We start from the raw sequence: 13,308 nt of genomic DNA on the forward strand, positions 1-13,308 counted from the left end.
CGGGCTCAGGCGTACTCGCGCAGGCGCGGACGGACGCCCGCGACGACGAGGGCCAGCGCCACCGCCGACACGGCGGCGCCGAGGGCGGCCGTCACCGCGTCGAGGTCGCCGTCCGTCGCCGCGACGGCCCGCTCCATGGCGCTCCGGTTGATCGCCTCGACGTCGTCGAGGGCGGTGGCCAGGCGGGCGAAGTCGGCGTTGGACTCGCCGGCGGCGGTGCCGGTGTCGAAGGCGATCGCCTCCTTGAGCCGACCGGCCGCGTTGAGGTCGCGGATCTTGTGGTCGTCGCGCTGGTAGTCCTCGAAGGCCGCCAGCACCCGCTCGGCGGCGTCCTGTTCGCCGGCGAAGGTGATGTTGTGCAGCTCGTCGCCGAGGAACCCGCCGAAGCCGATCGTCGTGTGGTCGGCCCGGTGGTGGTCGGCGAGCGGGGCGAGGGCGGCGGGGTAACCGGCCAGGGTGGTGCCGCCGACGCGGGCGAAGGACTGGGTCTTGTCGAAGTACGACTGCTCGTAGGCGGCCGCCCGGCCCGGGTCGCTGAGGAAGCGGCTCTCGTCGGCGTTGAGGTCGTAGGCCGTCGCGCGGGCGCGGCTGAGCGCGACGACCGAGTCGAAGGCGTCGTGCTTGGCGACGACGAGGTGGTCGGCGGCCCGGTTCACCAGGGCGACCCCGCCCACGAGCCCGCCGAGGGCGAGGAGGGTGGCGGCGGCGAGCGGCACGTTGAGCACGCGCCGGTACCGGACGGCGAGCAGCCTCTGCAGCCCGGCGAGGGACCCGAGGGCGAGCACCCCGGCGGCGACGATCCACCAGCGGCCGCCGCCGAGGTCGCCGTGCTCTGCGGCGAACCGGCGTTCCACGGTGCCCGCGTTGGCGGCGGTGACGCTGTCGGCGGCGGGCAGGAGGCGCCGGCGCAGCAGGTCGGTCGCGGAGCGGTACGCGGCGAGGGCGTCGGCGGGCGGGCGTCCCGCGGCGGCGCGGGCCTGGTCGTCGAGGAGCTGGGCCTGGGCCACGAGGGCCTGGTAGCGGCCGAGTTCGTCGATGACGGTCTGGACGGCCGCGCGCCCGGCGGGATCGTCTGCCGTGGCCTCGGCGACCTGCTGGAGGTCGGTGGCGGCCTGGTCGCGGCGCCGGTCGTAGGTGTCGAGGCTCTCGCGGCGGGCCTTGGCGAAGTCCGGGTCGGCGCCGTAGAGGAGGAGGTCGGCGGCCTGCGCGTCCATGTCGTTGAGCGCGAAGTAGAGGTCGGCGGAGCGGATGACCTGCGGGGCGGCCTTGTGCCCGATGACGTCGGTGCCGTCGCGGGCGCCGCCGAGGACGGTGGCGGTGACGACGCCGGAGAGGGCGAGGGCGGCGAGGCAGGTGCCGGTGAGGACGCGGACCAGGCGGGGTGTGGACCACGTCCCGGGTGTCGACCACGTCCGGAGCACGGACCACCGGCGGTGGGCGGATCGCCTCCGGAGCGCCCCTGGTCTCCAGGGCCGGGGAGCGCGCGGCCCGGCGGGCGGTGCGGCCGTGGCGGGGTTCGCCTCCCCGGGCGATCCCGCTGTCCGAACGACGTCCGTACCGCTCGACGTCCCTGTGGGCATCGCCGCGCGCCCCCTTCACCTCTCTTCCACCGACTGCCGGAGCTCCCGGAGGAACCGGCCGGGACCCGGGGTCGGCGCGGTTCGCCGACGGGCCCTTGCCCGCCCGGCGCCGAACCGGTTCTGCGCAGCTCACGCTAGGCGTGTCGAACGCCCGGCCGACCGTTCCTGACGACTCCCTGACGCACCGCCCGCCGATCTTGACGCGGCCTTGGCGGGCCGGAAGCCCAAGCCGTCAGACGCGCACGCTCGTCACCCGGACCGTCCGCCGAGGCACGGTGGCCGGCAGCGCGGCCAGCAGCGCCGCGGCCGTGAACAGCGCGAGGTGCCCACCCTCCGGCCACGGGCCGGACCAGCCCAGCTCGGCGTGCCGGTGCTCGGCGAACGCGTTGCAGCACAGCCAGGCCGAGAGCCCGATCACCGGCGCCGCAACCGGACGGGAGAACGCGCCCGTCAGCCCGCTGAGCGCGGCGTAGGCGGCGAGGGCGAGCCGGCCCGGGTGCAGATCCCCCAGTGTGCCGAGGCCGAGCGCCAGCACGCCCCCGGCGACGAGCGCGACGGTGCCGGACACCGCCACCGCGAGCCGGTCCACGACCGGGCGGTAGCGCTGCCCGCCGGGGCGCGCCGAGTACATCCGCACGGGCGGCTACCCCTTCGTGCCGGCGAGTTCGGGGGCGTGGCCGATCGGAAGGTGCCACAGCGTGCGCCGGTGCAGGGCCTCCAGCTCGCGCTGGAGCGGCGGGGCCGGGACGGTCAGCACCGGGCAGACCGCCTCGCGCCGGCAGCGGGCTGCGACGGCGCGGCGGAAGCCGCGGCGCAGCAGGCTGCCGCCGTGTCCGAGGACGAGGAGGTCGTCGGGCCGGTCGGCGATGTGGACGAGCGCGGGGCCGGTCTCGCCGCGGACGACGACCGGGTACACCGGCACGCCCGGGTCGGCGGCGGCGAAGGCCGCGTCGAGGGCGTCGCGCAGCCGCTGGTCGGCGGCGTCGCGGGCGGCGGTGAGCAGCGGCGGGCAGGGCGAGCGGCGGTAGCCGAGCTCGCCGCCCGGGGGCTCCCAGGCGAGGACCGGCACCAGCGCGGCGCCGCCGCGGCGGGCTTCGGCGGCGGCGCGGTGCAGTGCCGCGAGGCTGCCCAGGGAGCCGCTGACGCCGACCACCACCCGGGTGGTGCCGCAGTCGTCGTACCGCCGGTTGCCGTGCATGGTGTCGTCCTCGGGTCGTCGTGCGCGGGGTGCCGTGCGCGGGCCGCCGTGCGCGGGGTGCCGTGCGCGGGCCGCCGTTCGGCGGGGTGCCGCGTTCGACTCCAGCCAATCGCCGGGAGGACCACGGGCGGCGTTTCTTGGCGCTTCCTTGACGTCCGGGGCGGCGTTCCGAGCGCGTTCCTTACGCGGGGGCCGGGGCGGCGGCCGTGACCTGCGGCTTTGTGGCAAGCACCAAGGCGCGTCCGGCATCCGGAGGCAGCGGTTCGTCCGGATCGCCCCTACTGCGGCGGCGGCGCGTGGCCAACGATTGTGTGGCCGTCCGCAGTGACCGTTCCGGGCGGGTTCCTGCACCAGAAGGCTTCCCTCATGCCGCAGAGCACCCACATCGAGCAGTACGGGGTGGACACCATCCCGGACGCCGAGCGCACCAGCACTCCCCGGGACGTGGTCAGCATCCTCGTCGGTTCGAACCTCGCGTTCGGCGTCGTCGTCTTCGGGTGGCTGCCGGTCTCGTTCGGGCTCTCGTTCTGGGCGAGTCTGAGCGCGCTGGTGCTCGGCACCGTCGCGGGGATCGTGCTGACCGCGCCGCTCGCGCTGGTGTCGCTGCGCACCGCGACGAACCTGTCGACCAGTTCGGGCGCGTTCTTCGGCGTGCGGGGGCGGCTGATCGGTTCGGTGGTCGGCCTGCTGCTGTCGCTCGGGTACACCGCGCTCGCGCTGTGGGTGGGCGGCGACGTGGTGGTCGGGGCGCTCAACCGGATGCTGGGGCTGCCGACGGACGGCGTCGCGTACGTGGCGACGTACAGCGTGCTGGCGGTGCTGAGCGCGACCGCGGCCGTGTTCGGCTACCGGCTGCTGCTGACGCTGGAGCGGCTGCTGATGTGGGCGATGGGCGCCCTGCTGGCGGCCGGGCTGTTCGCGTTCGCGCCGCACTTCGACGGCTCGGCGCACGGCGCCTACCTGCTGGGCGGGTTCTGGCCGACCTGGCTGCTGGCGGTGGTCGCGGCCGGGCTGAGCGGGCCGATCGCGTTCATCACCCTGCTGGGCGACTACACCCGGTACGTCTCCCCCGCCCGGCACGCACCGCGCACGGTGCTGTGGTCGACCTGCCTGGGCCTGTTCCTGGGCCTGCTGATCCCCCAGGTGTTCGGCACCTTCACCGCCGTCGCGACCGGCGCGGGCGACGACTACGTGCACGGGCTGATCGCCGGCGCCCCGGCCTGGTTCCTGCTGCCGCTGCTGATCAACGGGCTGCTGGGCAGCGCGGGCAACACCGGTCTGATGCTGTACAGCATGGGCCTGGACCTGGACGCGATCCTGCCCCGCGCCACCCGCCTCCAGGCCACCTACGTCGTGGCGGCGCTCGCGACCGTACTGGTGTTCCTCGGCCACTTCGTGTGGAACGCGCAGGACGCCGTCACCTCCTTCGTGCTGGTGCTGACCGCGATCGGGACGCCGTGGGCGGTCATCACGCTGATCGGGCACCGGCGCTTCCGCGGCGACTACGACCGGCACTCGCTCCAGGTGCTCAACCAGCGCACCCGCGGCGGCATCTACTGGTACCGGGCGGGGTGGAACGTCCCGGCGACGGTGGCCTGGGCGGCGGGTGGCGCGCTCGGCCTGGGCGCGGTGGACACCCCGGCCTACCGTGGACCGCTGCTGTCGCTGACCGACGGGATCGACCTGAGCTTCGTGCTGTCGGGCGCCCTCGCGGCCGCTCTCTACGTGCTGCTCTCGCGCGGGGCTCGCGGCCGGGCGCCGGCGCTGCCCAGGCCGGAGCCGGCCCCGGCGACGGTACCCGAGAAGGCCCACTGAAACCACTCATGGTGCTATCGTCACTAGCACCATGTTGCTGAAGCTGGACATCGGCGACGCCCGCCCCCTGCACGAGCAGGTGGCGGGCGCGATCCGTCGTGCCGTCGCCGAGGGCGAATGCGCCCCCGGCGACAAGCTGCCGCCCGCCCGGGAGCTCGCCCGGGCCCTCGGCGTCAACACCAACACCGTCCTGCGCGGGCTGCGCGCCCTGCGCGACGAGGGCGTGCTGGAGTTCCGCCGCGGCCGCGGCATCACGATCGCCGCCGATGCCGGATCGCGCGCCGAACTGGTCGACCGCGTACGGGAGTTGATCGCGGACGCGGCCCGGTCCGGCTACAGCAGGAACGATCTCGTGGATCTCATCAGGGGGATGCCGTGAAGGACTCGGAGCCTGTAGTACCCGCCGCGACGCAGCGCCGGCCCGGCCGGGGAGGGCCGTGGGCGGCCGGGGCCTTCGCGGCCGGCGTGCTCGCGCTGCTCGTCGCGCTCCCGCTGGCGGCGCGCGACCGGCTGCCGGACCCGGTGGCCACGCACTGGGGCGGCAGCCGGCCCGACGGCTCGATGTCGCTGACCGCCGCGGCGCTGTTCCCGGCCGTCATCTGGCTGGGCCTGGTGGCGCTCGCCGCCGCCGTCCGCCGCTTCCGGGGCCGCCAGGCGCCGGGCGCGCCCGGGGCGGTCCTGGCGTCCGGCGGGGTGCTGCTGAGCGGCGCGCAGGCGTCGATCGTGCACGCCAACCTCGACCGCGCGCGCTGGCAGGACGCCGCCTCGATGGACGCCTGGGTGATCCTCATCGTCCTGGCGACGGGCGCCGCCGGCCTGCTCACCTGGCTCGCGACCCGCACGCCCGGCACCGGCACCGCCGCTGCCGGCACCGCTCCCACCGGCCCGCGCGGCCCGGTCATGACCCTCCCGGCCGGTGAGCGGGTGGTCTGGCTGTCCCGCACCTCCAACGTCTGGATGCAGCTCGCCGCCGCCCTCCTCGGCCTCGGCGCGGCTGGCACCGCCCTGGCCGGCGCCACCGGCCTGACCTCCGGGCACTGGCCGCTGACCACCACGCTCGCGATCCTCGCGCTGACCACCCTCGCCTGCTCCTCCGTGCAGGCGAGGGTCACCGCGAAGGGCCTGGACGTCGGTTTCGGCCCGTTCGGCTGGCCCAAGCGGCACTGGTCCCCCGCGGACATCGGCGCCGCCCGCGCCGAGCGGCGCACCGCCGCCCAGGCCGGCGGCTGGGGATACCGGGTCAACGGCCTCGGCACCACCGTGATGCTCCGCGGCGGCGAGTGCCTGGTCGTCGAGAGCCGCCAGGGCCAGCGGTTCGCCGTCAGCGTCGACGACGCCGACCGCGGGGCCGCCCTGCTCAACTCCCTCGCCGCCGGGGCCGCTACACCGGCCGCCTGACCTGGCCCCGGCCCCCGGTGGCGCCGTCGCGCCGGGCTCCACGACAGGCTCCACGAAGCCGAGTTCGTCCCGGAGCCCGGCGCGACGCGCGCTACACCAGGCCGAAGTCCCGCACAGCCCTTCGAAGTCCTTCGAAACGATGGCTGGCACCCCGTCCGGCACCTCATAATTCCACCATGCCGAGCGAGTTGAGATACGAGCCGCCGCTGAGCCTGCCCGCCGTCGTCACCGACCGCTGGGGCCGCGCGGACACCGTCCTGGTCAACGACGGGCAGACCTTCTCCCTGCTCCTGCGGGGCAACCGGTACGAGGGCGACAGCCTCGACTCCCTCGAACTCGTCGGCCGGCTCGACGAGGACGCCCTCCCGCCCGACCTGACCCGGCTCGACCAACTGTGCTCCTGCACGATCGAGTGGAGCTCCCCGCTCCAGGTCACCGGCCCCGGCGCCGGCCCGCGGCCGGGCCTCCTGCGGGCCCGGCTCGTCCTCGGCGACGCCAACCCCGACGGCAGCCTCGACGCCCTGCACGTCACCCTCGAACTCGACCTCCCCGGCGACGCCGGTACCGTCACCTCCGGCGGCCCCTGGGAGGACATGGAGGACGCCCTCCTCGACCTCCAGCGCCAGCTCCCGCCCGGCACCGGCCTCGCGGCCTGCATCGCCTGCGCGTTCTCCGACTACTCCCCGGCCGGCTCCGGCTTCATCGGCTCGATGGCGTGCTTCCGCGACGCCAAGGACGCCTACCGCAGCGTCACCGGCAAGGCCGACATCTTCCACCTCTGGGACCGCCGCACCGGCTTCGCCCAGGAGACCTTCCACTGCGCCGAGTTCGAACCCCGGCGACCCGGCACCGGATACCGGGGATAAGCGCAAAAGGCGGCACACGCAGCGCAAACCACTCGTTCCAGTGGTGTGCGGTCGTGCGGCGGGGCGGGTACAACACAGGCAGCGCCGAGCCTCAAGGAGGCGTCCATGATCCCCCACTGGCGTGCCGTCACCCGTCCCTCACCCGCTCCGTCCGAGCCGTCCGGTCCGACCGACCCGCCCGGGTCCCAGGACGCACGGACCGTCACCTTCCTGCGCCTCGGCGTCGGGCTGATCGGCATCCTGCTGCCGATCGCCCTGCCGCTGGGCAACTGGCTGTTCGCCGAACTCCGCGGCCTGAGCACGAACGGCTACTGGCCCGCGTCGATGAGCGGCGCCTACTACTCCAGCACCCGGAACGTCTTCGTCGGGAGCCTGTGCGCCCTCGGGGTGTTCCTCGTCTGCTACCGCTTCGACCGCCGCGACGACCGGTGGAGCACGGCGGCCGGCGCGTGCGCGATCGGCGTCGCGCTCTGCCCGACCTCACCACCGAACCCGACGGCGTTCCAGAACACGGTCGGGGCCGTCCACCTCGTCCTCGCCACGCTGCTCTACACCGTCCTGGCGCTGTTCTCCGTCTACTCGTTCCGCGACCCGCGGTACGAGCGCAAGCCGTGGGTCGCCCGCGGCTACCTGGCGGCCGGCGTGGTCATCCCCGCGCTGCTCCTGCTCGCCGCCGTCGCCGCACTCACCCACCTCGGCGCGGACTGGCCGATCCGCCCGGTCTACCTGTGCGAATGGCTCGCCACCTGGGCCTTCGGCGCGGCCTGGACGGGCGCTGCGGTCGAACTCGCCGCCGCCACCGGCCTCTCCGGCCGGGGCACCACCGTGGCACCCGCCGTGGAGCCGGCTCCGCAGTAGCACCACCAGCTCCCGAAGGTTCGTCATATCGTCGATCCGGACGGCCGTCACCATGCGCACCATGGCGCGCCACCGTGGCGGCCGGTCCGGTTCCCCTGGCGGGTTCCGCAGCGACGGGAGGGCGAGCATGGCGAGCACGGGCGCGCAGGTCCACCGACCCATCGCGATGTACGCGGGGGTGGCGGTCAAGCGCTGATCCCTCCCGAGTGGGACACCAGGCCCGCCTCGTAGGCGAGGATCACCAACTGCACCCGGTCGCGGGCGTCGAGCTTGGCGAGCAGCCGGGTCATGTAGGTCTTGACGGTGGCGGTGCTGAGCACGAGTTCGGCGGCGATCTCGCCGTTGGACAGGCCCCGGCCGACGAGGGTGAGGATCTCGCGCTCGCGGTCGGTGATGACGGCGAGGCGCGGGTGTTCCGGCGCCGGCGTCGGGGCCGGGCCCTGCGCCGCGAACGCGGAGATCAGGCGACGGGTGACGCTCGGCGCGATGAGCGCCTCCCCCGCCGCGACCACCCGCACGGCGGCGAGGATGTCGTCCAGCGCCATGTCCTTGACCAGGAACCCGGACGCCCCCGCGCGCAGTGCCGCGTACACGTGGTCGTCGTCGTCGAAGGTGGTGAGGACGACGACCCGGGTCGGCCCGCCGGCGGCGGTGACCAGGCGGGTGGCCTCGATGCCGTCCGTGCCGGGCATCCGGATGTCCATCACGACGACGTCCGGCCGCAGTTCGGCGGCCAGCCGGACGGCGTCGGCGCCGGTGCCGGCCTCGCCGACCACCTCGACGTCGTCCGTCTCCGCGATCACCATCTCCAGCGCGGCGCGCACCAGCGGCTGGTCGTCGGCCAGCACGACGCGCACCACCCCGTGGTCCACAGCCGCGCTCACCGGGCCGCCTCCGCGCGCAGGGGCAGCCGGGCCGCGACCCGGAACCCGCCGCCGGGGCGCGGCCCGGCGCTGAACTCGCCGCCCAGCAGGGTGACCCGCTCGCGCAGCCCGGCCAGGCCGAAGCCGCTGCCCGGGGCGGTGCCGTGGCCCCGGCCCCGATCGGTGATCTCGACGGACACCTCGTCCTCCTTCGTGCGGTCGACGGCGACCCGGCAGGAGCTCGCGCCCGCGTGGCGCACCACGTTGGTGACGGACTCCTGGATGACGCGGAAGGCCGCGAGGTCCAACTCGGCCGACAGCTCGGCCTGTTCGCCGAGTCGTCGGACCTCCACCGCGACGCCCGCAGCGGTGGTCGCGGCGGCCAGCCGGTCGAGGTCGGCCAGGCCCTGCGGCACGGTGGCCGACGCCTCCCCCTCGGCCTGGCGCAGCGCGACGAGCATCCGGCGCAGCCCGGCGAGCGTCTCCCGCCCGGCGGCCTCGATCGCGCCGAGCGCCTCCTTGGCCCGCTCGGGCCGGGTGTCGATGACCCGGCGGGCGGCGCCGGCCTGGAGGGCGACGATGCCGATGCTGTGGGCGACGGTGTCGTGCATCTCGCGGGCGATCCGCAGGCGTTCGTCGGTGACGGCCTGGGCGGCGGCCCGGGTGCTCAGCGCCCGGGCGTGCTCGCGGTTCTGCCGCACCGAGCGCCCGGCCAGCCAGGCGACGAGCGCGAGCAGCGCGGCGCCGTCGGCGGAGCCGATGTGGGTGCCGGTGAAGATGCCGACGGTGTTGCCGTGCACGAGGCCGATGTGCAGCACGAGGAACGTCATGACCAGGGCGAACGCCCACCGGGAGGTGCGGCGCGGCGCATGGGCGGTGATCAGGCACAGGGCGGCGTCGACGGCGAGCAGCGAGGCCGGCGGCACCTGGGTGTTGGCGGCCCAGCCGTCGGTCTCCGTCCAGGTGGCGATCAGCAGCAACGCGACGGAGAGCACCGGCAGGCGGCGCACCAGGGCGGCGCCGACGAAGGCGACGGCGGTGTCGAGCAGGGTGAACGCCAGGCCGCCGTGCGCGGCGGCACCGCTGTGCTCCCGGGCGGTGCCGCCGAGTACGACGGCGGGGTAGGCGGCGGCCGCGCACCAGGCGAGCCCGACCCAGACCTCGGGCGGGACGCGCCGGAACAGCGGCGGGGTCGGCGTCGTGATCACGGCGGTGATCGTATCGGCTGACCGCTGCCCGCCGCATCGGACCGTGGTTGTACGACCGCGGGTGACGGCCCGTCCGACCAGGGGTGACGGCGCCGGCCACCGGGTGTCAGCGCCGGTCCGATGCGGCGGCCCGGGCCTGCCCGGCACGGTGGTTCCCATGATCGAAGTCACCGAGCTGACCAAGCGCTACGGCCGCCGGACCGCCGTCGAGCGCCTCACCTTCACCGTCCGCCCCGGGCACGTCACCGGCTTCCTCGGCCCCAACGGCGCCGGGAAGTCCACCACCCTGCGGATGGTCCTCGGCCTCAACGAGCCGACCTCCGGCACCGCGACCGTCGACGGCCGCCCCTTCCGGACCCGCGAACGCGGCCTGCGCCACGTCGGCGCGCTGCTCGACGCCGCCGACGTCCACGGCGGGCGGACCGGCCGGGCGCACCTGCGGGCGCTGGCGCGCAGCAACGCGATCCCGCTCGGCCGGGTCGACGACCTGCTCGCCGAGGTCGGCCTGGCCGGCGCCGCGCGCCGCCGGATCGGCGGGTACTCGCTCGGCATGCGCCAGCGGCTTGGCATCGCGGGCGCCCTGCTCGGCGACCCGCCGGTGCTGCTGTTCGACGAGCCGCTCAACGGGCTCGACCCGGAGGGCGTCCTGTGGGTGCGCGGCCTGTTCCGCCGCCTGGCGGCCGAGGGGCGGACGGTCTTCGTCTCCAGCCACCTGATGAGCGAGATGGAACACACCGCCGACCGGCTGGTCGTGATCGGCCGGGGCAGGCTGATCGCCGACGAGGGCCTGACGGAGTTCTCCGCCCGGGCCGGCCGGTCGAGCGTGAGCGTCGTCGCGGCCGAACCGGCCCGCCTGGCCGGGGTGTTGACGGCCGCCGGCGCCACCGTCCGGCCGGCCCCGGAGGGCGCCCTCGCCGTCACCGGCCTGTCCGCGCCGCGGATCGGCGAACTCGCCCTGGAACACCGCCTGTTGCTGCACGCCCTGACCACCTGTGGCGCCTCCCTGGAGGAGGCGTTCATGGAACTGACCGCCGACAGCGTCGAACACATCGCCGGAGAGTCCCGATGAGCACCCTTGCCGTTTCCGCGCCCCGCGCCCGCTTCCGCGACCTCCTCGCCGCCGAGTGGATCAAGTTCTGGTCGTTGCGCTCGACCCCGTTCGTCCTGGTGCTCGGCGCCGCCGTGGTCGTCCTCGCCGCCGTCAAGAACGCCACCTACACGTACGACCACTTCGACCCCGGCCCGACGGACGGCAACTCCCAGGCCGCGCTCGACTCGGCGTTCAGCGCCGTCGGCGCCGACACCGTGATGCTGGTGGCGGGCGGGCTCGGCGCGTTCGTCGTCGTCAGCGAGTACGCCAGCGGCCTCATCCGGGCGAGCCTCGCGGCCGTGCCCGACCGGCGGGCGCTGCTGCTCGCCAAGGTGGCCGTGCTGACCGGCGTGATGCTCGGCTGGGGCGCCGCCGTCTCGGGCACCGCCTTCGGCGTCGCTCAGGCGATCGTCGGCGGCCGGGGCCTCGGGCTGCCGATCACCGACGCGGGCGCGTTCCGGTTCGTCGCGGCGGCCGCGCTGTTCGCGCCGGTCTGCGCGCTCGTCGGCCTCTGCCTGGGGGTGCTGATCCGGCACACGGCGGCGAGCGTCGTGAGCACGATCCTGGTGCTGTTCTTCGTGCCGTCGCTCTTCACCGACACCTACCACTGGTCCGCCGACGTCGCGCACGCCCTGCCGTTCACCGCGTGGCGCCGTCTGGCCCAGGTGGACCTGACGCACCAGCGGGTGTCGCCGTACCCGGCCACGGTCGCGAGCGGCTGGATCACGTTCGCGGCGTGGTCCGTCGCGGCGGTGGTGATCGCCACGCTCACGATCCGGCGCCGGGACCACTGACGGCGTGCGCCGGGACCGCCGGCGGGCCGTGCGCCGGGACGGCTGACGGGCGCGTCACACGACACGGCGGGGCCCGTCACGGGGGTGCGGGCCCCGCTCGTCACTCCCGTCGGCTCGCCACCACGTCCACCACCGACACCACCAGCGCCATCAGCACCAGCCCCGCCGCGACCGTCGCCCCCAGCTCGAAGGCGACCGCCCAGTCCGGGTGCCGCCCGCGGGCGTGGGCGAAGAAGACCGAGCCGACGATCGCGATCCCCACCGCCGAGCCGACGCGCTGCGCCGTCTGCAGCACCCCGCCGGCGCTGCCCGCCCGGGCCGGCGGCACCCGCGAGAGCGTCAGCGTCTGGTTCGGCGAGATCACCAGCCCACTGCCCGTCCCCGCGACCAGCAGCGGCAGCGCCGTCGCCCAGCCCGCCCACGTCCCCGGCCCCAGCCGCACCACCAGGATCGACGCCCCCAGCCCGACGAGCACCAGCACCAGCCCGAACACCACCAGCCGCCGCCCCAGCCGCGTCACCACCCGCCCGCCGAACGCCGCCCCGAACGCCGAGCCCACCGCGAACGGCGTGATCGACAGACCCGCCGCGAGCGCCGAGTAGTGCAGCCCCGTCTGGAGGTACAGCGTGAAGATGAAGAAGATCGCCGTGAACCCCGCGAAGTACACCAGCGACAGCGCCACCCCCGCCGCGTACGGGCGCACCGCGAACAGCGCCATGTTCACGAGCGGCTCCCGCCGCCGCGCGTAGTGCCGCTCCCACCCGACGAACGCGCCGAGCAGCAGCACCGCCACCGGCACCATCAGCCACCGCGCCGGGCCGTGCCACTGCTGCTCCTGGACGAACGGCAGCAGCAGCGCCACCGTCCCGGTGCCGAGCAGCACCACCCCGAGCGGATCGAAGTCCCGGTGCCCCGCCCGCTCCGCCGGTGGCGGGGGCGGCGGCAGCAGGTGGTAGGCGACCGGCAGCGCCGCGATCCCGATCGGCAGGTTGACCAGGAACACCCACCGCCAGCCGTCCTGCGGCCCGAACAGGTGGATGAGCAGCCCACCCAGCAGCGGGCCGACCGCCGTGGACACCCCGATCGTCGATCCCAGCGCGCCGAACGCCCGTCCCCGCTCGGCCCCCTGGAACAGCGTCTGGATGAACCCGGACACCTGCGGCACCAGCACCCCGCCCGCCGCGCCCTGGAACAGCCGGGCCAGCACCAGCCAGGTCTGCCCCTGCGCCGCCCCCGCGAGCGCGCTGGCCAGCGTGAACAGCGCGAGCCCGGTCAGGAACACCGCCCGCCGGCTGCGCGCGTCCCCCAGCCGCCCGGCCGGGACGAGCACCAGCCCGAACGCCAGCGCGTACCCGCTCAGCACCCACTGCAGGCCGCTCTCCGACATGTGCAGCCCGGTGCGGACGGTCGGCAGGGCGACGTTCACGATGCTGACGTCCAGCAGCGTCATGAACCCGGCCACCAGGCACACCGCGAGCGCCCGCCAGCGCCGGGTCCTGGCCCGCCCCTCGTCGACGTCCGGGCCGAGCGGGGACTGCTCGGTGCCGCTCACGGGATCGGGGGTCATCGGAGCCTCTTCCGGACGTCCGGACGCCCGGCACCGTCGTGGGGCCCCATCCTCGCCCCGCCCGACCGCGG

The 13,308-nt window shown here is 75.3% G+C and carries 13 protein-coding genes; 7 read left to right on the forward strand and 6 right to left on the reverse strand.

The features are described from left to right. Positions 1–5 precede the first annotated feature (5 nt). The 3 genes from PUR71_RS37435 to PUR71_RS37445 all read right to left on the reverse strand — a co-directional run bounded on the left by PUR71_RS37435 (position 6) and on the right by PUR71_RS37445 (position 2,778). Positions 6–1,421, reverse strand: a complete 1,416-nt coding sequence (locus PUR71_RS37435) for a hypothetical protein (RefSeq protein ID WP_329931725.1) — start codon at positions 1,419–1,421, stop codon at positions 6–8. A gap of 391 nt (positions 1,422–1,812) precedes the next feature. After that, positions 1,813–2,217 (reverse strand): hypothetical protein, encoded by a 405-nt coding sequence (locus PUR71_RS37440; protein WP_329931726.1) that lies wholly within the window; start codon positions 2,215–2,217, stop codon positions 1,813–1,815. Positions 2,218–2,223: 6 nt separating this feature from the next. Then, positions 2,224–2,778: a universal stress protein gene (locus PUR71_RS37445; RefSeq protein WP_329931727.1), complete on the reverse strand. Its 555-nt coding sequence runs from the start codon at positions 2,776–2,778 to the stop codon at positions 2,224–2,226. Positions 2,779–3,144: 366 nt separating this feature from the next. Here PUR71_RS37445 and PUR71_RS37450 point away from each other — a divergent pair, with 366 nt between their 5' ends. The 5 genes from PUR71_RS37450 to PUR71_RS37470 all read left to right on the forward strand — a co-directional run bounded on the left by PUR71_RS37450 (position 3,145) and on the right by PUR71_RS37470 (position 7,715). Then, on the forward strand, positions 3,145–4,593 hold the full coding sequence (locus PUR71_RS37450) for a cytosine permease (RefSeq protein WP_329931728.1): 1,449 nt from the start codon (positions 3,145–3,147) through the stop codon (positions 4,591–4,593). 31 nt (positions 4,594–4,624) lie between these two features. After that, on the forward strand, positions 4,625–4,972 hold the full coding sequence (locus tag PUR71_RS37455) for a GntR family transcriptional regulator (protein ID WP_329931729.1): 348 nt from the start codon (positions 4,625–4,627) through the stop codon (positions 4,970–4,972). Continuing rightward, a complete protein-coding gene (locus PUR71_RS37460; RefSeq protein ID WP_329931730.1) occupies positions 4,969–5,991 on the forward strand; it encodes a DUF1648 domain-containing protein in 1,023 nt (340 codons plus the stop codon). The genes PUR71_RS37455 and PUR71_RS37460 overlap by 4 nt, the downstream gene beginning before the upstream one ends. Positions 5,992–6,167: 176 nt before the next feature. Further along, positions 6,168–6,857: a DUF6304 family protein gene (locus PUR71_RS37465; RefSeq protein WP_329931731.1), complete on the forward strand. Its 690-nt coding sequence runs from the start codon at positions 6,168–6,170 to the stop codon at positions 6,855–6,857. A gap of 105 nt (positions 6,858–6,962) precedes the next feature. Then, a complete protein-coding gene (locus tag PUR71_RS37470; RefSeq protein ID WP_329931732.1) occupies positions 6,963–7,715 on the forward strand; it encodes a hypothetical protein in 753 nt (250 codons plus the stop codon). Between the two features lie 185 nt (positions 7,716–7,900). On the opposite strand, the gene PUR71_RS37475 is transcribed toward PUR71_RS37470, so the two are convergent. Beyond that, positions 7,901–8,599 (reverse strand): response regulator transcription factor, encoded by a 699-nt coding sequence (locus tag PUR71_RS37475; protein ID WP_329931733.1) that lies wholly within the window; start codon positions 8,597–8,599, stop codon positions 7,901–7,903. Further along, entirely contained in the window at positions 8,596–9,786 is a 1,191-nt protein-coding gene (locus tag PUR71_RS37480; protein WP_329931734.1) for a sensor histidine kinase, read from the reverse strand. The genes PUR71_RS37475 and PUR71_RS37480 overlap by 4 nt, the downstream gene beginning before the upstream one ends. Before the next feature lie 157 nt (positions 9,787–9,943). Here PUR71_RS37480 and PUR71_RS37485 point away from each other — a divergent pair, with 157 nt between their 5' ends. Next, positions 9,944–10,855, forward strand: a complete 912-nt coding sequence (locus PUR71_RS37485; protein ID WP_329931735.1) for an ABC transporter ATP-binding protein — start codon at positions 9,944–9,946, stop codon at positions 10,853–10,855. After that, on the forward strand, positions 10,852–11,670 hold the full coding sequence (locus tag PUR71_RS37490) for an ABC transporter permease (protein ID WP_329931736.1): 819 nt from the start codon (positions 10,852–10,854) through the stop codon (positions 11,668–11,670). The genes PUR71_RS37485 and PUR71_RS37490 overlap by 4 nt, the downstream gene beginning before the upstream one ends. Before the next feature lie 100 nt (positions 11,671–11,770). Here PUR71_RS37490 and PUR71_RS37495 read toward each other — a convergent pair whose 3' ends face one another. After that, positions 11,771–13,237 (reverse strand): MFS transporter, encoded by a 1,467-nt coding sequence (locus PUR71_RS37495; protein ID WP_329931737.1) that lies wholly within the window; start codon positions 13,235–13,237, stop codon positions 11,771–11,773. Between the last annotated feature and the right edge of the window lie 71 nt (positions 13,238–13,308).

The sequence above is a fragment of the Streptomyces sp. SP17BM10 genome, from assembly GCF_036322405.1.
Taxonomy (GTDB): domain Bacteria; phylum Actinomycetota; class Actinomycetes; order Streptomycetales; family Streptomycetaceae; genus Kitasatospora.

Excerpts from the sequence above, each read along its gene's own strand:
- PUR71_RS37455 (WP_329931729.1), top strand. The coding sequence starts at position 4,625 with ATGTTGCTGAAGCTGGACATCGGCGACGCCCGCCCCCTGCACGAGCAG.
- PUR71_RS37445 (WP_329931727.1), bottom strand. The coding sequence starts at position 2,778 with ATGCACGGCAACCGGCGGTACGACGACTGCGGCACCACCCGGGTGGTG.
- PUR71_RS37465 (WP_329931731.1), top strand. The coding sequence starts at position 6,168 with ATGCCGAGCGAGTTGAGATACGAGCCGCCGCTGAGCCTGCCCGCCGTC.
- PUR71_RS37470 (WP_329931732.1), top strand. The coding sequence starts at position 6,963 with ATGATCCCCCACTGGCGTGCCGTCACCCGTCCCTCACCCGCTCCGTCC.
- PUR71_RS37495 (WP_329931737.1), bottom strand. The coding sequence starts at position 13,237 with ATGACCCCCGATCCCGTGAGCGGCACCGAGCAGTCCCCGCTCGGCCCG.
- PUR71_RS37485 (WP_329931735.1), top strand. The coding sequence starts at position 9,944 with ATGATCGAAGTCACCGAGCTGACCAAGCGCTACGGCCGCCGGACCGCC.
- PUR71_RS37450 (WP_329931728.1), top strand. The coding sequence starts at position 3,145 with ATGCCGCAGAGCACCCACATCGAGCAGTACGGGGTGGACACCATCCCG.
- PUR71_RS37490 (WP_329931736.1), top strand. The coding sequence starts at position 10,852 with ATGAGCACCCTTGCCGTTTCCGCGCCCCGCGCCCGCTTCCGCGACCTC.